The organism is Lacinutrix venerupis, assembly GCF_003663945.1.
In the GTDB taxonomy this organism is placed as follows: domain Bacteria; phylum Bacteroidota; class Bacteroidia; order Flavobacteriales; family Flavobacteriaceae; genus Lacinutrix; species Lacinutrix venerupis.
The window spans coordinates 197,847-218,403 of the sequence record NZ_RCCH01000007.1; the positions used below are offsets into that span (position 1 = coordinate 197,847).

The following is a 20,557-nucleotide window of genomic DNA, read 5'->3' on the forward strand; positions in this document are numbered from 1 at the left end:
TTTAAGTTAAAAGTTATTAGTTAAAAGTTAAAAGTTTTCACTCTTATATTTCTAACTTAACTTAATTCTTATATAGTATTAATTACGAGCTAAAATCTCGTCTATCATTCCGTATTCTTTAGCTTTATCTGCTTTCATCCAATAGTCACGATCACTGTCTTCATATACTTTTTCGTAATCTTGTCCTGAGTGCTTACTTATTATTTTATAAAGCTCTTCTTTTAAAATTAAAATTTCGCGTGCAGTAATTTCTATATCACTTGCTTGACCTTGCGCACCTCCTAAAGGTTGGTGAATCATAACTCGAGAGTGTGTTAAACCACTACGTTTCCCTTTTTCTCCCGCACATAATAAAACAGCTCCCATTGATGCTGCCATACCTGTACAAATTGTTGCTACATCTGGTTTAATAAATTGCATTGTATCATAAATTCCTAATCCTGCATAAACACTTCCTCCTGGAGAGTTTATGTACATTTGGATATCTTTATTAGCATCTACGCTTTCTAAAAATAATAGCTGTGCTTGTATAATATTTGCAATATTATCGTTAATTCCTGTTCCTAAAAAAAGGATACGATCCATCATTAATCTTGAAAAAACATCTAATTGAGAAATGTTTAATTGACGTTCTTCTATAATATAAGGTGTCATACTTTGTGGCATCATACTACTTACAATTTTGTTATAGTATGTACTGCTTATTCCTTGATCTTTTATAGCAAATTTTTCGAATTCTTTTCCGTAATCCATATCTGTTTGTTGAATTTGATAATTTAGTTTAGCCTCTAAATTTCTTTAAAAGGGCCATAAATGTATTGTTAAATCAGCAGTTTTCAAACTTTTTAAGTTGAATTTAACGCTAATAAAATAGGCATTGAATTACAAATAATTCAATGCCTAAATATAATGATTTTATAATTAAATTATTTGTCTCCGTAAACCTCCTTAACAAACTTATCGTAAGTTAATTCTTTTGTTTTTACGTTTGCCTTTTCTTTATAAAGTGCTAATAATTTTTGGCTAACTACTTGCTCGCTTATACGCTTAACTTCTTCTTGATTAGATAGTACTCTTGCTGCAATGTCATCTAACTCTTTATCGCTAGGATTTGTTTGACCAAATTGTGCCATTTGTACTTTAATCATCGCTTTTGCGCTTTCTTTAACGTCTTCGAAATCAACTTTTATTCCGTTTGCTTCCATTAACTTTGCCTCGATAAGTTGGTAACGTAAACTCTTTTCAGACTTTTCGTATTCTTCTTTTGCTGTTGCATCGTCCATTGGATTTTCGCCTGCAGTTTGCATCCATTTTGTTAAAAATTCTGCTGGTAAATCAAACTTTGTATTTGCTACTAAATGCTCTGTAACATCATTTAAGAATTTTTGATCCGATTGCTGTACAAATTGTTTTTCGGCATCTTCTTTAATCTTTTCTTTTAATTCTGAAACCGATTTTACATTATCTTTTCCAAATAACTTATCAAACAATTCTTGATCTAAATCTGCAAGTTCACGTTTGTTTACTTCTGTAATCTCAAAAGTTACTTCTATATCTAAACCATGAGCCTTATCATGATCTACTTTTAATGCATGCATTAATTCGTGATCATCTTCGTAAAGACCTTTTGTTTTAAGTGTAATTACATCGCCAACTTTAGCTCCTACAAATTTCTTTTCGGTAGCTTTTCCTTTAAATTTATCTAAAGTTAGTGTTACTGTGTTTTCTATTTCTTCAGCTTCATTTTTATAAACTCCAGTTATTTCACTGTCTTTAGCTACTTCTTGCAATGCAACTAATTTACCGTATTGCTTCTGGATATTTACTACTTGATCATCAATTAATTTATCGTCTGCAACAATATTGTAATGCGTGATTCCTTTTTTTCCTTCTAAATCTACTTCGAATTCTGGTGCTAAACCTAATTCGAACTCAAAAGAAAAATTATCTGAATCCCAATCGATATCGTCTTGTGGTTTTGGTAATGGCTGACCTAAAACATCTAATTTTTCTTCAGTTAAATATTTATTTAATCCTTCTTGAATTAATTTATTAACCTCATCGATTAAAACGGCTTTACCATATTGCTTTTTAACCATTCCCATTGGCACATGACCTTTTCTAAAACCAGGAATGTTTGCTGTTTTTCTATAATCTGTTAAGATTTTTTCAACTTTAGTTGCGTAATCGTCTTTCTCGATTGCTACTGTAACTACAGCATTTAATGCATCTTTATTTTCTCTTGTAATATTCATTTTGAATAATCTTTTTTATGTAACCAAAAATGGAGTGCAAAAATACTACTTTTTTACACTCCATCAAAGTTTTTTAATGTATTGAATTTCAACACATATTATGTCTTCTTTTTATCTTTTTCAAAGAACGACTGTAACAACGACTGTAATATTGATAAAAGCACACTAAATAATATAGCCCACCAAATATTATTTACAGAAAAACCTGTAATTAAATAATCTGCTAGCAGGATAATTAATGCGTTTACAACTAAGAGAAATAAGCCGAGAGTTACAATTGTGATTGGCAATGTTAACAGCACCAGTAAAGGTTTTACTAGAAGGTTTAAGATAGATAATACTATTGCTACAATTATTGCAGATACGTAACCATCTACTTGCACACCGTTTAAAACGTTTGCTAGTACAAATACTGCAATTGCATTTAAAAGAAGTCTAATTATTAAGTTCATATGTTCTTGTTTTAATTTGTTTAATTTACAAAATTAATTACTTCTTGGTAAAAATCTTTTGGGTTTTCGGCATGTAACCAATGTCCTGCGTTGGTAATTGTTTTTATTTTAGAATTTGTAAAATGAGATTTTATTATGGCTTCGTCTTGAGCTCCAATATATTCGCTTTTATCTCCTTTTAAAAATAGTGTTTCACCTTCAAACTTTGAATGTACCGGTAATGCTTCACCTACTTCGCTAACGTTTTGAGTTAAAGCTTCTAGATTCATTCTTAATCCTAAAGTTCCTTTTTCTACCCAATATAAGTTTTTTAATAAAAATAATCTTGTACCATAATCGCTAACGTAATTGGCCAACTCTTCTTCTGCTTCTCCTCTACTTTTTATTGTATTAAAATTTAAACTACTTAATCCTTCTAAAATAGCATCATGATGAATAGGATAAAAACGTGGCGAAATATCTGCTACAATTAATTTATTTACATAATCTGGATACTGAGACGCAAAAAGCATTGCTGTTTTTCCTCCCATAGAATGCCCTAATAAAACGACGTTTTTTAAATTATAATTGTCACAATATAATTTTAAATCTTGAGATAGAACATCGTAATTAAAATCTTCGCTATGGAAACTTCTTCCATGGTTTCTTTGGTCTATTAAATGCACTTGAAATCCTGCTTCGGCAAATTGTTTACCTAATGTTTTCCAATTATCACTCATACCTAAAAAACCATGTAAAATTATAAATGGTTTTCCTTCTCCTATTATATTTGAATGTAGTTGCATTATTTTAATTTATTTAGGTACATATTTACTACATTTTCTATACCTAAATATAAGCTTTCAGATATTAAAGCATGCCCAATTGAAACTTCTAATAGACCTGGAATATTATCTTTAAAAAACTTTATATTTTCTAAAGACAAATCGTGACCTGCATTAACTCCTAATCCTATTTTGTTTGCTAGTTCAGCACAAGTTGCATAAGGTTTTATAGCCTCGTTATTACCTAAACTATATTGGTGTGCAAAACCTTCAGTATATAACTCTATTCTATCTGTTCCTGTTAATTTTGCTCCTTCAATTTGTTTTGTGTCTGGATCTACAAATATGGATGTACGAATGTTATTACGTTTAAATTCTGAAATCACTTCGGTTAAAAAATCTTTATTTTTTATTGTATCCCATCCTGCATTACTTGTTAAAGCATTAATACCATCTGGCACTAGTGTAACTTGAGTTGGTTTAATTTCAAGTACCATATCCATAAATTTTGTAATAGGATTACCCTCAATATTATACTCTGTATGTACAACTGGTTTTAAATCGTAAGCATCTTGATAGCGAATATGCCTCTCGTCTGGCCTTGGATGTATAGTTACACCTTCTGCTCCAAAACGCTGTACATCTTTTGCAAACTGAATTACATTTGGCACATCTCCTCCTCTAGAGTTTCTTAAAGTTGCTATTTTATTTATGTTTACGCTAAGTTTTGTCATTTCTTAATATGTGTTAATTAGTACAAAAATACAAAGTAGATGCACGAGATTGTTCTTATTTTTAATTAATTTGCATAAAATTGAAATGCAGCATGAATTTTTTAGATTACATAATAAACGATATAAAACCATTACTTAATACCGATAAGGTTAAAGAGATTCAATTACTTTTTAACCAATTAACCTATTCTCATATTCCTATTAAAAATGCAGAAGGTGTTTATTTAGGTTGTATTTCAGAAAACGATGCACATTGTTTTGATAGCGAAAAACCTATTCAAGATTACAGATATTCTGGCGAAGGTTTTTTTGTTAGGGAAGACACAAACTGGTTAGATATACTTGAAGCTTTTGCACAAAACTCGGCTAATATTATGCCTGTTTTGAGCAAGAAAAATGTATATTTAGGTTACTACGAGTTAAATGACATTATTAGCCTATTTAATGAAACGCCTTTCTTTTCTGAGGCAGGAGCTGTATTAATAGTAGAAAAAGGTAGCGCAGATTATTCTTTTAGTGAAATTAGCCAAATTGTAGAATCTAATAATGGAAAATTATTAGGCTCGTTTATTTCAAAATTTGAAAATGATGTTACCCAAATAACATTAAAAATAGGGAATGCAAACCTTAATGAGATTATGCAAACCTTTAGGCGTTATAGCTATAATGTATTATCTGGACATGAAGATGATAATTATTTAATTGGACTTAAAGAACGTTCTGATTATTTAAACAAATACCTAAACATATAAATTTATGAAGGTTGCTATTTACAGTCAGTATCCAAAAAAACAGTCTAAAGATTCTTTAAAAGCACTTACTAAAGAGCTATTAAAACTAAACGCTACATTATTTCTTGAACAAGATTTTTTTAATGATATAAAAACAGAACTTTCAAACCCGTTAAATTACAAAACCTTTACAGCTTTAGATAAAAGTTTCGATTTATTTGTTAGTATTGGAGGAGACGGAACAATTTTAAGAGCCATCACTTTTGTTAAAGATTTAAATATCCCAATAATTGGAATTAATACTGGAAGGCTAGGTTTTTTAGCAACAATACAACCAGAAGGCATTAAAGAAGCAATTCAGCAAATACAAAATAAAGAATACACTTTAAGTAAACGCACCTTATTATCTATTGAAACTTCTCCAGAGAATAACGATATAAAAGATTTAAATTTTGCTTTAAATGAAATAGCAATTAGTAGAAAAAATACAACTTCTATGATTACTGTTGAAACAAAATTAAATAACGAGTTTTTAACTTCTTATTGGAGCGACGGTTTAATAATCTCAACACCTACAGGCTCTACAGGCTACTCTTTAAGTTGTGCAGGACCAGTAATTACACCAGACACAACTAGTTTTGTATTAACACCTATTGCACCTCACAACCTAAGTGCAAGACCTTTAGTTATTGAAGACTCCACAACTATACAATTAAAAGTTAGTGGTAGGGAAGATAATTATTTAGTTTCTTTAGATTCTAGAATAGCGACTTTATCTAACAACACTATTATAACTATAAAAAAATCTCCTTTTACTATTAATATGATAGAATTAAACTCTGAAAGCTTCCTTACAACCTTAAGAAAAAAGTTACTTTGGGGAGAAGACAAGAGAAATTAATTAACTTTTTTAAATTTATAACCATACATTCTTTCATTTTTACAATAAATTCATGCTAATACTGTTTTAAACTGTAACTATTTGGCTTAAATTATTATAGGCTAATCTTATTTATTATATTTGCAAACTTTGAAGATTTATGAGGTATTTAACGCTTTTATTAATTACATTTTTAAGCTTACAACTTAGTAATGCTCAAATTAACGAATTTGGTATTTTTGTTGGTGGCAGTAACTTTATTGGAGATGTAGGCGCAACAAATTATATAGCACCAAAACAATTAGCTTTTGGAGCATTATATAAATGGAATAGAAGCAAAAGACACTCTTATAGAATCTCTTTAACCTTTACAGAACTTGAAGGTATCGATTTAGACTCTGATGACCCAAGTAGACAAATTAGAGGTTTAGAGTTCAACAATAATATTCTTGAACTTTCTGCAGGAATGGAATTCACGTTTTTTGATTTCGATTTACACAATGGTGGCAAGGTTTCTACTCCTTATTTATATTCAGGAATTAGTGTTGCTAAGCATGATAATTTCTATTACAATTCAGACGGTAGTATTTACGACGAAGACACTTCTAGTTTAGCATTTGGAATACCAATGGTATTAGGTTATAAAGCTGCAATTTCTTCAGAATTTATTTTAGCTTTAGAAATTGGTGCGCGTTATACCTTTAGTGATGAGTTAGATGGTAGTATGCCAGACTCAGAATTAGCAGCTAGTAGAGCCTTTGGAAATTTAAATAATAACGATTGGTACACCTTTACCGGTATTACTTTAACATATACATTTGGTAGAAACCCATGTTTTTGCCCAGGACAATAATTTGGATACAAGTAAAATAAATAAAGATAAGTTACCTAATCATCTTGCCATAATTATGGATGGCAATGGTCGTTGGGCTAAACAAAAAGGACTTATTCGTGCTGTAGGTCATGAAAACGGAACAAAATCTGTTAGAGAAACTGTAGAAGCCTCTGCTAAACTAGGCATAAAAAACCTAACACTATATGCTTTTTCTACAGAAAATTGGAATAGACCAAAGCTAGAAGTAGATACTTTAATGCGATTATTAGTTGCATCCTTAAAAAAGGAAATAAAAACACTTCAAAAAAATAACATTAAACTTAATGCTATTGGAAACCTAAATAACTTACCAAAAAAGGTTCTAAAAGAACTTAATGAGGTAATAGAATGCACTAAAAACAACACACACATGACCTTGACCTTAGCATTAAGCTACGGTTCTAGAGACGAACTGTTAAATGCCGTTAAGGAAATTAGCCATAAAGTTAAAAATAATATAATTTCTTCAGAAAATATTGACGAATCAATTATTAATGAGCATCTTTACACGCAAAATTTACCAGATGTGGACTTACTTATAAGAACAAGTGGAGAACAACGTATTAGTAATTTTTTACTATGGCAAATAGCGTATGCCGAATTATACTTTACATCAGTATTATGGCCAGATTTTACACAGCAACACTTATGTGATGCTATTATAGAATATCAAAATAGAGAAAGACGCTTTGGAAAAACAAGTGAACAAATTAGTTAAAAACAGACCTTTGAAAACAATTTTACAATACGCATTAATAATAGTATTCGCACTATTTAGTTTTTTTACACAAGCACAAGAACTTTCTTACGAGAATAGTAAAGAATATACTATTGCCGACATAAAAGTAGTTGGTAACACAACTTTTAGCGAACAAACCATTATTACATTTTCTAAATTAAAAAAGGGAGATGAAATATTAATTCCTGGAGAAGAGATTAGTAATGCCATAAAAAAATTATGGAAAACAAATCTATTTAGTGATATTGAAGTTTACATTTCTAAAACTGAAGGAGATGCTGCTTACCTTGAAATTAGACTATCAGATTTACCTACACTAAACGAATTAAAAATTGTTGGTGTAAAAAAAGGAAAACAAGAAGCATTAATTAAAGAAAACAAGCTTCAAGAAGGTGTTAAAATCACAGAAAACCTAATTACTACAACAAAAAATTACATTCAAAATAAAAATAGAAAAGCTGGTTTTTTAAATACGAAAGTTAATATCAATACCATTCCTGTTGTAGATTCTTTAGACAATGCTAAAGTAAACATGGTGCTTACTGTAGATAGAGGTGAAAAAGTAAAAATTGACGAAATTAATTTTGAAGGCAACACTGTTTTAAGCGACAAAAAGCTTAGAAAAGCCATGAAAAATACGAAACAAAAAAATATTATTCGTATTCTAAAACGATCTAAATACATCGAAGCCAACTTTAAAGAAGATTTAGTTAGCGTTATAGACAAATATAAAGAAAACGGATATAGAGATGCTCGTATTATTTCAGACACTTTAATTAAAAAAAATGCAAAAACAATAAGCCTAAACATTAAAGTTGAAGAAGGAGATAAATACACCTTTGGCGATATTGAATTTATTGGAAATACTGTTTACACAGACGATTATTTAAGACGTAAGTTACGTATAGAAAAAGGAGACACTTACAACGGTGTTTTATTAGAAAAACGCATAGCAGACAATACAAGTCCAGATGCAGACGATATTACAAACCTTTACCAAGATCACGGTTATTTATTCTCTACAATAAATCCAGTTGAAGTAAGTGCAGACGAAAATGTAATTGATATGGAAATTAGAATTTCGGAAGGTAAACCTACATATTTCAACAAAATTAGTGTTGTAGGAAACGAAAAAACTAACGACCATGTTATTTATAGAGAAATAAGAACAAGACCAGGAGAATTATATAGTAAATCTAACGTGGTACGTACAGTTCGAGAATTAAGCCAATTAGGTTTCTTTGATGCAGAACAAATTGACCCACAATTTAAAAACGCAAATCCAGACGAAGGAACTATAGACATAGAATATGGTGTAGTAGAATCTGGATCAAGCCAAATAGAACTACAAGGTGGTTATGGTGGCGGTGGCTTTATTGGTACACTTGGTTTATCATTTAACAATTTCTCTTTAAAAGACATCTTTAAAAAAGATGCTTACAGACCAATACCAACTGGAGATGGGCAAAAACTTGCATTACGTTTACAAGCAAGTCGTTTCTACCAAACGTATAGTTTTCAATTTACAGAACCTTGGATGGGAGGTAAAAAACCAGTACAATTTTCTACATCTCTATCTCATACAAAACAATTTTTGTATGATGCAACAACTGGAAATGCAGACAAAGATAGAAGGTTTAACATTACAGGTTTAACATTAGGTTTAGCAAAACGTTTATCTGTACCAGACGATTATTTTACATTATCTCAAGCATTAAGTTTCCAACACTACGATTTAAAAAATTATAACACAGGACTTTTTACATTTGGAGATGGATCATCTAATAACTTAGCCTATACTATTGGTTTAAGTAGAAACAATACTTTTAACGATCCAGTATTTCCAACAGGAGGATCAAACTTCTCTATTACAGCAAAATTATCTCTACCATACTCTTTATTTAATGGAACAGATTACGAAGCGTTAGCAGAAGAAAGAGATGCAAACGAAGCTCTTTATGCCGACACAACAAACGATTCTGATGTTAGAGCTGCTGCTTCAAACAGAATTTCAGAAATAGATCAAGAACGTTTTAAGTGGTTAGAATTTTATAAAATAAAATTTAAAGGAGATTGGTACACAAAATTAGTAGATAAATTCGTTTTTAAATCTAGTTTAGAATTAGGTTACTTAGGTGCCTATAACCAAGATAGAGGTGTTATTCCTTTCGAGCGTTTCTTTTTAGGAGGAGATGGTTTAGGAACTTACAGTTTAGATGGTAGAGAAGCCATTGCTTTAAGAGGTTACCCAAATCAAGCCTTATCAGATAACGATGGTGGAACTATATTTAATAAGTTTTCATTAGAGCTTCGTTACCCAATTACCTTAAAACAATCTGCAAAAATTTATGCTTTAGGGTTTTTAGAAGGAGGAGCATCGTACAATAGTTTTAAAGATTATAACCCATTTAATTTAAAAAGATCTGCAGGTTTAGGTGTTAGAATATTTATGCCAGCCTTTGGTTTATTAGGTATAGACTTTGGACATGGTTTCGACCCATTACCTGGAGGTACCGTAAAGAATGGTTGGGAAACACACTTTATAATAGGTCAACAATTTTAATTCATAAAAGGTCTTTTTTAGTTAAAAAAAAGACCTTTACTTAACTATTAACTTTAGCAATTTTTTATTTTTGGCACGATATTTTCAATAACCACTTTGAGGATTTGATTAAAGAAATAAAATTTTTACAATTAAAATTCGTTATTTTGAAAACTAAGTGATTCAAAATAAGACAAAATCAAAAACTAGACTCTCTGTTTTTTTTGAATTTATGTTATTAAATATAAAAATATAACCAGATGAAATTTAAAGTTCTTTTTTTATTGACCATAGTATCAATACTATCTTTTCAAGCAAACGCGCAGCGCGGTGTAAGAATTGGATATATAGATACAGAATATATATTACAAAATGTTCCAGAATATTCTGCAGCAACAACGCAGTTAGAATCTAAAGTACAAAAATGGAAAAGTGAAATAGATCAAAAATTAAAAACTGTAGAACAGAAGCGTACCGATTTAAATAACGAAAAAGCGCTTTTAACTAAAGAGTTAATTGAAGAACGTGAAGAAGATATTGCTTTTGAAGAAAAAGAAATTTTAGATTATCAGCAAAAACGTTTTGGACCAAATGGAGATTTAATGATCCAAAAGAGACAATTAATGCAACCGGTTCAAGACCAAATTTTTCAAGCAGTACAAGATATTGCTAAAAATAAAAAGTATGATTTTGTTTTTGATAAATCTGCAGATGTAGTAATGTTGTATTCTGCTGAACGTTTTGATATAAGCGAACAAGTATTAAGAACCATTACACGCTCATCTAAAAGACAGCAATTAAAGTCTAAAAAAGACAAAAAAGCTGCAGAAGAAGAAGATGTAACTGTTGAAATAGACGATAGTAAAGACGCTAGGCAAGAAGCTTTAGATAAGAAAAAAGCAGAAAGAGAAGCTTTAGTTGAAGCAAGAAAAAAACAAATTGCAGAAAAAAGAGCCGCTGCAATAGCTGCTAGAGAAAAAGCAAAACAAGAAAAATTAGACGCTAGAAATAAAGCGAAACAAGATAATGAAGGTGAAGAAGAAGGTGCTATAGAAAATAATGTTGAAGAAAAACAAGAAAACAATGCTAGTGCGCCTAAAACTAGAGAAGAAATTTTAGAAGAACGCAGACAAAAAAAATTAGCAGATAGAGCTGCTAGAAAAAAATTACTTGAGGAAAAAAGACAAAAAATCTTAGAGGATCGTAGAAAAGCAAAAGAAGAAAAAGAAAGTGCTAAAGAAGACGAAAATCAAGACGATTAATATTAATAATTATAACACACACAAATACTAATTTAAAAATGAAACAATTTAAAACATTACTAATTGCAGCAGCATTATTTATTGGAGCAACAAGTTTAACAAATGCACAATCTAAAATCGCTCACATTAATACACAAGAGTTAATACAGTCTATGCCTGCAACAAAAGCTGCTCAAGCAGATATTGAAAGCGTTAGAGCAACTTATCAAGCAGATATTAAAGCAATGAAGCAAGAATTAGACACCAAAACAAAACGTTTTGATGCTGAAGCTTCAACAAAAACTCAAGAAGAGAACGAAAAGCGTTATTTCGAACTTCAGTCTGATACTCAAGCTATGCAAGAATATGCAGCAGACGCTCAGCAAAAATTACAAAAAAAGGAATTCGATTTATTAAAACCTATTACAGAAAAAGCTGAGGCTGCAATATTAAAAGTTGCAAAAGCTCAAGGTTTTAACTACGTAGTAGATTCTACTCCAGGAAGAGGTATTATTATGGCTGAAGGAAAAGATTTACTTGCAGATGTAAAAAAAGAATTAGGTTTCTAAGAAAATCTAAAACAAATAATATTTAAAGCCGACTTATTTAGTCGGCTTTTGTATTTTTATAAGCGAATACTTAAAAAACTATGAGTAAACAGCCTATTGGCATATTCGATTCTGGTGTTGGTGGCACTTCTATTTTTAAGGAAATACATACATTATTACCTTATGAAAATTCTATTTATTTAGCCGATAGTATTAATGCGCCTTATGGACCAAAAGGAAAAGATAAAATTTTAGAACTTAGCATTAAAAACACAGAGTTTCTTTTAGAAAAAAATTGTAAACTTATTGTGGTTGCTTGCAATACTGCTACCACAAATGCTATTAGTGTTTTAAGAGAAAAATATAGTGTTCCGTTTATTGGTATTGAGCCTGCCATTAAACCTGCCGCATTAAATACTAAAACAAAAGCTATTGGTATTTTGGCTACAAAAGGCACATTGTCTAGTGCTTTGTTTCATAATACATCTAACTTATACTCTAACGGGATTACTATTGTTGAGCAAAATGGAGAAGGTATTGTGCAGCTTATTGAAAATGGCAATCTAACATCTAACGAGATGGAAACATTGCTAAAAACCTATTTAAAACCAATGTTAGAGGCTAATATAGATTATCTTGTTTTAGGTTGCACGCATTATCCTTATTTAATTCCTATGCTTATTAAACTGCTTCCTAAGCATATTAAAATTATAGATTCTGGTTTGGCAGTTGCTAAGCAGACTAAAGCTGTTTTAGAATTAAATAAATTATTAAATACTGAGATTATAAATTCTAAAAATGAATTTTATATTAATTTGAAAAACACCGAAGTGATGCAATCTTTATTAGGTAATAAATTTAAGGTTGATTTTTTAGCGTTTTAATGACACAGTGTTTTTAGACTTTACAATAAGTTTTATTTAAAAACTATAGTTTGGTTTAAAACCGCATTAGCGATTGCAGCATTGTTGGAGCTCCTCGATAGAGAGCGACTGCGGAAAGCGCGACCTAAAAGGTAATGCCCAAAATTTATTCTTTATACCAACTTGAATATTTTACATAATTATCTGCAATTCTATTTATTTCGTCATTAATTAAGGCTGGACTAATATCTTTTACTTTTTTTGCAGGTACTCCTGCATAAATACTTCCGGATTCTACAACGGTATTTTGTGTAACAACTGCTCCTGCAGCAACAATACTATTACTTTCTATTACGCAATTATCCATTACAATACTTCCCATACCTATTAATACGTTGTCATGAATGGTGCAACCGTGAACTATTGCGTTGTGCCCAATAGATACATTGTTACCTATATTTGTTGGGTGTTTTTGATAGGTACAGTGTACTACTGCTCCATCTTGTACATTTACTTTATTACCAAGTTTTATGTAATGTACATCGCCTCGCAAAACGGCATTAAACCATATACTGCATTGGTTTCCTACTTGTACATTGCCAATTATGGTTGCATTTTCTGCTATGTAACAATCTTCTGGTAGTTGTGGCAATTTGTCTTGTATTGCTTTTATTATTGGCATAATTATTTTTTAATGTTTTTAATTAAGGTTGGTTTTACTTAAAATAAGATAGCAATTCTGATTTTTTTGATGGTGATACCATCACTTCTTGTCCGTTACTTAAAATAACGCTTCCTCCTTTTCCTTTTACATATTTTACTACTTCATTCACATTAACTAAGTAGCTTTTATGTACTCTGGCAAAATTAGAATCTTGTAGTGCGAGTTCAAAATATTTAAGTGTTTTGCTTACTACTTTCTTTTTGTTTGTGTTTAGGTATATTTCTGTGTAGTTATCATCGGCTTTACAAAAAAGAATATCTGTTGTGCTTATTACTTCAAATCCATCTTGTTGTGGTATGGTTATTTTACCGTTTACGTTATTAGTAGTTTTTGGTACTAAAACTTGATCTTGAAGTGCGTTTTCTTTTGTTTTGATTTCTACTACGTAATCTACAGCTTTTATTAAATCGTCTATTGCTATAGGTTTCATTAAATAATAACTTGCATGTGCGTTTAAGGCTTCTATTGCATAATTGTTATAGGCTGTTACAAAAATGGTTTCGAAGTCTCTATCTCCTACTTTGTCTAACAAATCGAATGCATTACCATAAGGCATTTCTACATCTAAAAACACCAAGTCTAGTGTGTTGTTTCTTATTAACTTTAAACCTTCGTTTATGTTTGATGCTTCTCCAACAACATTTACATTTGGGCAGTATTTTTTGAGATAGTTTTTAAGAATCTCTCTGCTTGCTTGCTCGTCTTCTACTATAATTGAGTTTAGTTTCATATTAATCTCTTTTTAAAGTTACAATAACTCTAGTTCCTCTATCTCCTTCTTCTTGGTAATTATCTATAAAAACATCTACTTTATCTTTATACATTTCGTTTAAAATGGCTACTCGTTTTTTAATATTACCCATGCCTTTTGAGTTTTGCTTTTGCTGGTTTTCGGTTTTTAAGGCTTTAGATTTTTCACGACCAATACCGTTATCTGTAATAGTAATTGCTATTTCATTGTCACTTTTTTTAGAAATTGAAATATCTAGTTTTCCTTTTTCTTTTTTATAACGCAAGCCATGCCAAACGGCATTTTCTATATATGGCTGTAAGAGCATTGGCGGAATTTGGTAACTGGCAACGTCTATTTTTTTATCTACACTTATATTATAATCGAACTTATCTTGAAACCTAAAATGCTCGAGTTTGGTATATAACTCTAGTAATTCTATTTCTTTTTCTAAAGGAATAAAATCTTGTTCGCTATTTTCTAAAACAGCTCGCATTAGTTTGGAAAAATCGCTTAAATATTTATTTGCTGTGCGCTCATCGTTTGTTGCTATAAAACTATTTACAGAATTTAATGCATTAAATATAAAATGAGGATTCATTTGGCTACGTAAAGACTTTAAAGCTAATAGATTATTTGCTAAACGTTGCTGCTTAATGTACTTATACATTAAATATGCAACAATAAGTAATAGTAATAAGCCTCCAATTAAGGAGTATATTATTATTTTTTGGTTTTTATTTTGAACTTGGTTTAGGTTGTATCTACTTTCTGATAATTCTCGATCATTTTCTAATGATGTTATACGGTTTTGCTGCTCTGCTATATTTTTATTAAAACGTGCTGCCTGTGCTATTTGCTGTTCTTTTTTAATGTATAATGCTTCTACAGATTTAGTATATTCTTCGTAAGTTTTTAACGCTTTTTCGTAATCTCCAGATTCTTTATAAACTTCGGATAGTTTTCTAGTTGCATCTTTTTCTACAACTAAATCTTCACGTTCACTGGCTTTTGCTCTACTTTTTTCTAAATATGAAATGGCTTCATCGTAATTTTTTTGCATAAATAAAGCATTACCAATTTTATAGTTTTGCTTTTGTGTTGTAAAATCACTTTCGTTTTCTATTACAGAATCTGTTTCTATGTCTTCAATATCTAAAATAGCTTCTTCTCTTAAGCGAATTTCATCATCAAAATTACGATTGGCATTATTAAAATCTGCTACTTTTACTTTTTCCTTTACTGCTCTTTTTTTATTTTCTTGAGATGCAAGGTTAAGAGAGTTGCTATAATATTTTTCGGCTTTATCTATACTTCCGCTAGCATCAAAAGTTTGGGCTATTTTGGAATTTAAATCGGTAATTTTTGGAGTTATTAGATACTTTTTTGCAGTACTTAGTGCTTTTTCAAAAGAGGCTATAGATTTTGTGTAGTCTTTCATTTTATAGAAAACATCGCCAAGTCCTTCATTTAACTCTACTAATTGATAATTGGATAGTTGACTTTGATTTAATGATTTTAAAATAGAAACACTTTCTTGATAATTATTATTCATCATATAAGCCTTAGCTAATTTTAGTCTAACGTCATTAGAGCTATAACTATTTAAGCTTATTCTATAATTAGAAACAGCCAAATCGTACTGTTTCCAATACATGTAAATATCTGCAAGAACTTCAAAAGCTTCAGAATTTTGTTTTGCCGAATTACTTTTTTTTAAGCTTTCGGTTACAAATTGTATACTTTTCTCGGCAGATTTCTTCTTATAAACTAATGCAGAATCTATTAAGTTGTTAAAAGAATTGTCTTGTGTTCTTTTGTATAATTTATTATTCGAGTAGCCTTCTTTTGCTAAAACATTTATAGTAATACGCTCATCACTTTTTATAGTATAATAAATAGTTTCAAAATCTTTATGACTAATAACAAGCTCGTCTCCTATTTTTGCGCGCACTCTAAACTCTCCTGCTCCGTTAGACGATGTGTAATCGCCACCATTTACCTGCACATTAACATTTTTAATGGCTTTACTAGTTTCTTCATCCTTAACCCAACCTCTTACATAAAAAAAAGCATCACTAGCTTTTTTGGCATCTGTCTCAATAGTATTGTTTTGTTGACTATATGCTGCAAAAGAGAAAAAAATAAGAAGATTTAAACAAATATATATTTTGATATGTTTCATTTTTATAAATACTAAAACATAAACTTACACACTTTAATTTGTATAATAAAATGGCAAAAGTTTAAAGTGAGTAGATTTTTTTTCAAAATTACCTTGTTTACTCATTTAAATAACTCATTCACTCATTATAAAACACCACTTACTCATTATACTTTTTATTTAATTAATGCTAAACATAAGTTTACAATGTTATTTAAGAGCATTAAAATTTAAAACATAAAATTATGACCACAACAATTAAAATTAGTCTATTAACATTAACAACGTTATGTTTCTTAGCATGTAATGCCAAGAACAATAAACACACAGAAAATTTAGCATTTAACAACTCTAATAAAGTTATAAATACTATTACAGCATCAAAACCAGAAAAAAGATATATAAAAGTGGCTTTGTTATTAGATACTAGTAATAGTATGGATGGTCTTATAGACCAAGCAAAAGCACAACTATGGGAAATTGTAAACGAATTATCTTATGCTAAATGTAAAGACGACAAACCAAATTTAGAAATAGCTCTTTACGAATATGGTAATGATAATTTAAATGCCGAAGAAGGTTATATTAGGCAAGTTTTAGCTTTTAGTGATGACTTAGACGAAATCTCTAAAGAACTATTTTCTTTAACAACTAAAGGAGGTAACGAATATTGTGGTTATGTTATAGATACAGCATTAAACCAGCTAGAATGGAATGATAGTAAAGATGATTTAAAATTTATTTTTATAGCAGGAAACGAGCCTTTTACACAAGGTAAAGTTAACTATAAAGATGCTTCAAAGCGAGCACATAATAAAGACATAACTGTAAACACCATTTTTTGTGGTGACTATAATCAAGGTGTTTCTGGCTCTTGGAAAGATGGTGCAGATTTGGCACATGGAGATTATATGTCTATTAACCATAATAAGGAAACTGTTTATATAGCCACTCCTTATGATGATGCTATATTAAAACAAAATAGTAAGTTAAATAAAACTTATATAGCTTATGGTAATCAAGGCAGACAAAAAATTCAATTACAAGCAGAGCAAGATGATAATGCACAAGGCTACAGCAATGCTAATGCTGTAAGTAGAACTGTAAGTAAGAGTTCGCATTTGTACAAAAATTCATCTTGGGATTTGGTAGATGCCTCAAAAGATAAAGAGTTTAAATATGAAAAATTAAACAAAAACAAATTACCTCAAGAACTTAAACATAAAACCACGTTAGAAATTAAAACTTACGTTGCAAATAAAAAAGCAGAACGAGAAGCTATTCAGAATGAAATTCAAGAATTAAACAATAAAAGAAAAGAGTATATTTTAAAAGCTAATAAAGAAAATAGTAATGGACTAGAAAACGCTATGATTAAAGCTATAAAATCTCAAGCAAAAGCAAAAAACTATACATGGAAATAGTTTTTCTATAATAACATAAAAAAAGCCTCGTGATTTTACGAGGCTTTTTTTATATTATTTTTTATTGTGCTTAGTTAATTGCTGGACAATTACAACTGTAACGTTCCTTAGAGCAACCAAAATTATATCCTAAAGTAATTTGATGAAAGCCACCATTATTAAATACTACCGAATTTGCTTGATAGCTATATGTGTAAGCAAACACAAAATTATTTAAATCAACACCTAAAAGTGGTGTTATGTATTGTAATTTTTGGTTACTTACTCCAGAACCATCAACAAATTCTGCACCATCTAAACTTCTTCTATAAGATATTCCTCCCCAAACTTTACCAAAATCCATTGTTTTGTATGCTTTAAGGTTAACATCAAAAGAAGCTTCTTCTGTTGCATCTCTGTACATAAACATAACTGAAGGTTCAAAACTCCAATCGTTATTATAACTACTAAAAGTATTACCTACAGAAAATAAATAAGTTCTTAAGTTTTCATAACTTAAACCTTGTTCATTAAAGTTTACTCCGTCATTTTCTAATAAATTCTTAACCGTAGCATGTGCATAAAAGTTATACAAATGGTAAGAAAAACCAAAATCAACATTAAAATTTGTAGCAGACTGCTCAATACCTGCTATAATTGGATCAAACCCATCTTGTAAAAAAGATGTTTCATCTAATTTGTATTGAATAGCACCAACACTTAAACCAAAAGATAGCATATTTAAATCTATTTCATTTCTAGAAAACATAATATGATGTGCATAAGTAAAATAAGCACCAGTTTGAGAATGGTATCCATTTTTATCAGAATATAATATCCCACCAATTCCAGAAGGAGAATCACCAATTCTACCGTTAATACTTGCTGTTAATAAAGCAGGAGCGTTATCATCTCCAAACCATTGTTGACGACCAGTTAATCTAATTTTAGAACAATTAGCAACTCCAGCCATAGATGGGTGAATAAGGTAATAGTTATCTGTTAAGTAATCTGAATATACAGGAAGTCCTTCTTGTGCCTTTGCAATTTGGCTAGTAAAAAAAACTATTACTGCTAATGTTAATAACCTTTGTAATCTCATAATCTCTGTTTTCAAGGTAGATGTTGGTATTAAATCTAAAGCTAATGCTATTATAACTCTTAATTTGCGATAAAATTATATCGTTGCCAAATATATAAATTTACTTTGAATATTTAGACTATCAAAAGTTAAAGCCTCCAATATAAAAAGGATTTAACAAAAAAGCTAAATTTTTAGATATATTGAACTTATTTTTAAATATCAAATATATCGATATCTGTACATACTTTTAGTATTTTTGCAAAAAAAAATTGTAAAATGGACTCTTTTAAAGTTACTACACAAGAAACTTCAAATCCAGCAATACTAAAATTTGAAGTCAATAAATTTATCACTCAACATCAAAGTTTTGAATTTAACAATATAGACGAAGCTAAAGCCTCTCCTTTAGCACAACAATTATTCTATTTACCTTTTGTAAAAAAAGTATATATAACAAGTAGTTTTGTTGCTATTGAACGTTTTAATATTGTTGAATGGAAAGATGTTCAAAACGAAGTGTCTGAGCAAGTTGAAAATTATTTAAACGAAGGCAAACCAGTAATAAATCAAGACATTGCACCTAAAAAAACACCTGTTACTGTATATGCAGAAAGCACTCCAAATCCTAGTGTAATTAAATTTGTTGCTAATAAAAAAATTGCTAATGCTGCTTTTGAGTTTACTTCTATTGATACAGCAAAATCATCTCCATTAGCTACAGAACTATTTCATTTTCCTTTTGTAAAAAGTGTTTTTATTGATGAAAATTATGTCTCAATAACAAAATACGATATTGCCGATTGGAATGATATTACAAATCAACTTCGTGAATTTATTAGAGGCTATATAGAAAATGGAAAGGAAATTATTTCATCATCTGCTCCAGAAGCAATAGAAAAAAGTACAGAGAAAATTGAAGCTCATTTTGAAACATTAGACGACACCTCTAAAGAAATTGTGAATATTTTAGAAGAGTACGTAAAACCTGCTGTTGCTAGCGACGGTGGTAACATACAGTTTGAATCTTACGATGAGAACACAAAAACAGTAAAAGTAATTTTACAAGGAGCTTGTAGTGGTTGTCCATCTTCAACATTCACTCTAAAAAATGGTATTGAGAATATGCTAAAAGAAATGCTAAAAGGTAAGGTAAACACTGTTGAAGCTATAAACGGATAAATTTTAATGCCTAAGTTTAAAACATTAACATTCATTTAGTTCCACTTATTTTACATTTTTAATGAAAATATGTATTTTTAGATTCATATTAATTTAAAAACTAAAACTTATGGCAGTATTAAAAGTTATCGAAGTATTATCAAATTCTGATAAAAGCTGGGAAGATGCAACAAAAAAAGCGGTAAAACACGCCTCTAAAAGTGTTAAAAACATACGTTCTGTATACATAAAAGATCAAAGTGCAAGTGTTAAAGATGGAGAAGTATCAGATTTTAGAGTAAACTTAAAAATTACTTTTGAAGTAGATTAAACAATCACTTTTATAAAAAATAAATCAAACGCCTAAACATAAGTTTAGGCGTTTATTTTTTTAACGAACTAACACTATTAAATATGAGCTAAGTTATTTTATTTAATGCATCCAAAAAAATAGCGCTGCTATCCTCAACATAAGCGCACTCATATATTTCATTTGATATTGTAATACCTAATATAACATATAATAAAAAACGCCCAAACTTATGTTTGGGCGTTTTAGTTTTTAATAGTTTAACGTTTATCGTTTTAAAGTAAAGTGTGCTTTAAACTGTTTCTTAACCGTAGGATTATTAGGTTCTCTATATTCTACAGTAAACCAGTAATCGCTAGTT

General features: G+C 29.8%; 20 protein-coding genes. 11 read left to right on the forward strand and 9 right to left on the reverse strand.

Annotated elements, in window-relative coordinates; translation table 11 throughout:
* Window positions 1–78: 78 nt before the first annotated feature.
* The 5 genes from clpP to CLV86_RS12040 form a co-directional block, all read right to left on the reverse strand.
* Window positions 79–753, reverse strand: a complete 675-nt coding sequence (clpP, locus tag CLV86_RS12020; protein ID WP_076732014.1) for an ATP-dependent Clp endopeptidase proteolytic subunit ClpP — start codon at window positions 751–753, stop codon at window positions 79–81.
* Between the two features lie 173 nt (window positions 754–926).
* Window positions 927–2,255 (reverse strand): trigger factor, encoded by a 1,329-nt coding sequence (gene tig / locus CLV86_RS12025; RefSeq protein ID WP_076732013.1) that lies wholly within the window; start codon window positions 2,253–2,255, stop codon window positions 927–929.
* 98 nt (window positions 2,256–2,353) lie between these two features.
* Window positions 2,354–2,707, reverse strand: a complete 354-nt coding sequence (locus CLV86_RS12030) for a phage holin family protein (RefSeq protein ID WP_121052638.1) — start codon at window positions 2,705–2,707, stop codon at window positions 2,354–2,356.
* 20 nt (window positions 2,708–2,727) lie between these two features.
* A complete protein-coding gene (locus tag CLV86_RS12035; protein WP_121052640.1) occupies window positions 2,728–3,492 on the reverse strand; it encodes an alpha/beta fold hydrolase in 765 nt (254 codons plus the stop codon).
* Window positions 3,492–4,205, reverse strand: a complete 714-nt coding sequence (locus CLV86_RS12040; RefSeq protein WP_121052642.1) for a pyridoxine 5'-phosphate synthase — start codon at window positions 4,203–4,205, stop codon at window positions 3,492–3,494. The genes CLV86_RS12035 and CLV86_RS12040 overlap by 1 nt, the downstream gene beginning before the upstream one ends.
* 92 nt (window positions 4,206–4,297) lie before the next feature.
* Between CLV86_RS12040 and CLV86_RS12045 the strand changes: the two genes are divergently transcribed.
* From CLV86_RS12045 to murI, 8 genes are all read left to right on the forward strand, one after another.
* The gene (locus tag CLV86_RS12045) at window positions 4,298–4,957 is read left to right on the forward strand and encodes a CBS domain-containing protein (RefSeq protein ID WP_121052644.1); all 660 of its coding nucleotides are present in this window, start codon (window positions 4,298–4,300) and stop codon (window positions 4,955–4,957) included.
* 4 nt (window positions 4,958–4,961) lie between these two features.
* Window positions 4,962–5,837 (forward strand): NAD kinase, encoded by an 876-nt coding sequence (locus CLV86_RS12050; RefSeq protein WP_121052646.1) that lies wholly within the window; start codon window positions 4,962–4,964, stop codon window positions 5,835–5,837.
* A 139-nt stretch (window positions 5,838–5,976) separates the two neighbouring features.
* On the forward strand, window positions 5,977–6,669 hold the full coding sequence (porG, locus tag CLV86_RS12055; RefSeq protein WP_076732006.1) for a type IX secretion system protein PorG: 693 nt from the start codon (window positions 5,977–5,979) through the stop codon (window positions 6,667–6,669).
* Window position 6,670: 1 nt separating this feature from the next.
* Window positions 6,671–7,408 (forward strand): undecaprenyl pyrophosphate synthase, encoded by a 738-nt coding sequence (uppS, locus tag CLV86_RS12060; RefSeq protein ID WP_076732005.1) that lies wholly within the window; start codon window positions 6,671–6,673, stop codon window positions 7,406–7,408.
* On the forward strand, window positions 7,380–9,992 hold the full coding sequence (gene bamA / locus CLV86_RS12065) for an outer membrane protein assembly factor BamA (protein WP_121052649.1): 2,613 nt from the start codon (window positions 7,380–7,382) through the stop codon (window positions 9,990–9,992). The genes uppS and bamA overlap by 29 nt, the downstream gene beginning before the upstream one ends.
* Window positions 9,993–10,231: 239 nt before the next feature.
* Entirely contained in the window at window positions 10,232–11,233 is a 1,002-nt protein-coding gene (locus CLV86_RS12070; protein ID WP_121052651.1) for an OmpH/Skp family outer membrane protein, read from the forward strand.
* Between the two features lie 38 nt (window positions 11,234–11,271).
* Window positions 11,272–11,781 carry an OmpH/Skp family outer membrane protein gene (locus CLV86_RS12075; protein WP_076732002.1) on the forward strand — a complete coding sequence of 170 codons (510 nt, stop codon included), beginning with the start codon at window positions 11,272–11,274 and terminating at the stop codon, window positions 11,779–11,781.
* A gap of 80 nt (window positions 11,782–11,861) precedes the next feature.
* Complete coding sequence (gene murI / locus CLV86_RS12080; RefSeq protein ID WP_121052653.1) at window positions 11,862–12,644, forward strand: glutamate racemase; 783 nt, start codon at window positions 11,862–11,864, stop codon at window positions 12,642–12,644.
* Between the two features lie 145 nt (window positions 12,645–12,789).
* Here the strand turns inward: murI and CLV86_RS12085 are convergent, their stop codons facing one another.
* Genes CLV86_RS12085 through CLV86_RS12095 form a run of 3 tightly spaced genes read right to left on the reverse strand, consistent with a single transcriptional unit; the run spans window position 12,790 to window position 16,262 of the window.
* A complete protein-coding gene (locus tag CLV86_RS12085; protein ID WP_121052655.1) occupies window positions 12,790–13,305 on the reverse strand; it encodes a gamma carbonic anhydrase family protein in 516 nt (171 codons plus the stop codon).
* Window positions 13,306–13,339: 34 nt separating this feature from the next.
* Complete coding sequence (locus tag CLV86_RS12090; protein WP_121052657.1) at window positions 13,340–14,077, reverse strand: LytR/AlgR family response regulator transcription factor; 738 nt, start codon at window positions 14,075–14,077, stop codon at window positions 13,340–13,342.
* A gap of 1 nt (window position 14,078) precedes the next feature.
* The gene (locus CLV86_RS12095; RefSeq protein ID WP_121052659.1) at window positions 14,079–16,262 is read right to left on the reverse strand and encodes a histidine kinase; all 2,184 of its coding nucleotides are present in this window, start codon (window positions 16,260–16,262) and stop codon (window positions 14,079–14,081) included.
* A gap of 224 nt (window positions 16,263–16,486) precedes the next feature.
* On the opposite strand from CLV86_RS12095, the gene CLV86_RS12100 reads away from it, so the two are divergent.
* Window positions 16,487–17,665, forward strand: coding sequence for a vWA domain-containing protein (locus CLV86_RS12100; protein ID WP_121052661.1), 1,179 nt, complete (start codon window positions 16,487–16,489; stop codon window positions 17,663–17,665).
* A 70-nt stretch (window positions 17,666–17,735) separates the two neighbouring features.
* Here the strand turns inward: CLV86_RS12100 and CLV86_RS12105 are convergent, their stop codons facing one another.
* Window positions 17,736–18,746 (reverse strand): PorP/SprF family type IX secretion system membrane protein, encoded by a 1,011-nt coding sequence (locus CLV86_RS12105; RefSeq protein ID WP_121052673.1) that lies wholly within the window; start codon window positions 18,744–18,746, stop codon window positions 17,736–17,738.
* Window positions 18,747–19,004: 258 nt separating this feature from the next.
* Between CLV86_RS12105 and CLV86_RS12110 the strand changes: the two genes are divergently transcribed.
* Both CLV86_RS12110 and CLV86_RS12115 read left to right on the forward strand, forming a co-directional pair.
* Window positions 19,005–19,907 carry a NifU family protein gene (locus CLV86_RS12110; RefSeq protein ID WP_076731995.1) on the forward strand — a complete coding sequence of 301 codons (903 nt, stop codon included), beginning with the start codon at window positions 19,005–19,007 and terminating at the stop codon, window positions 19,905–19,907.
* Window positions 19,908–20,016: 109 nt separating this feature from the next.
* Complete coding sequence (locus tag CLV86_RS12115; RefSeq protein ID WP_076731994.1) at window positions 20,017–20,217, forward strand: dodecin family protein; 201 nt, start codon at window positions 20,017–20,019, stop codon at window positions 20,215–20,217.
* Window positions 20,218–20,557: the final 340 nt, after the last annotated feature.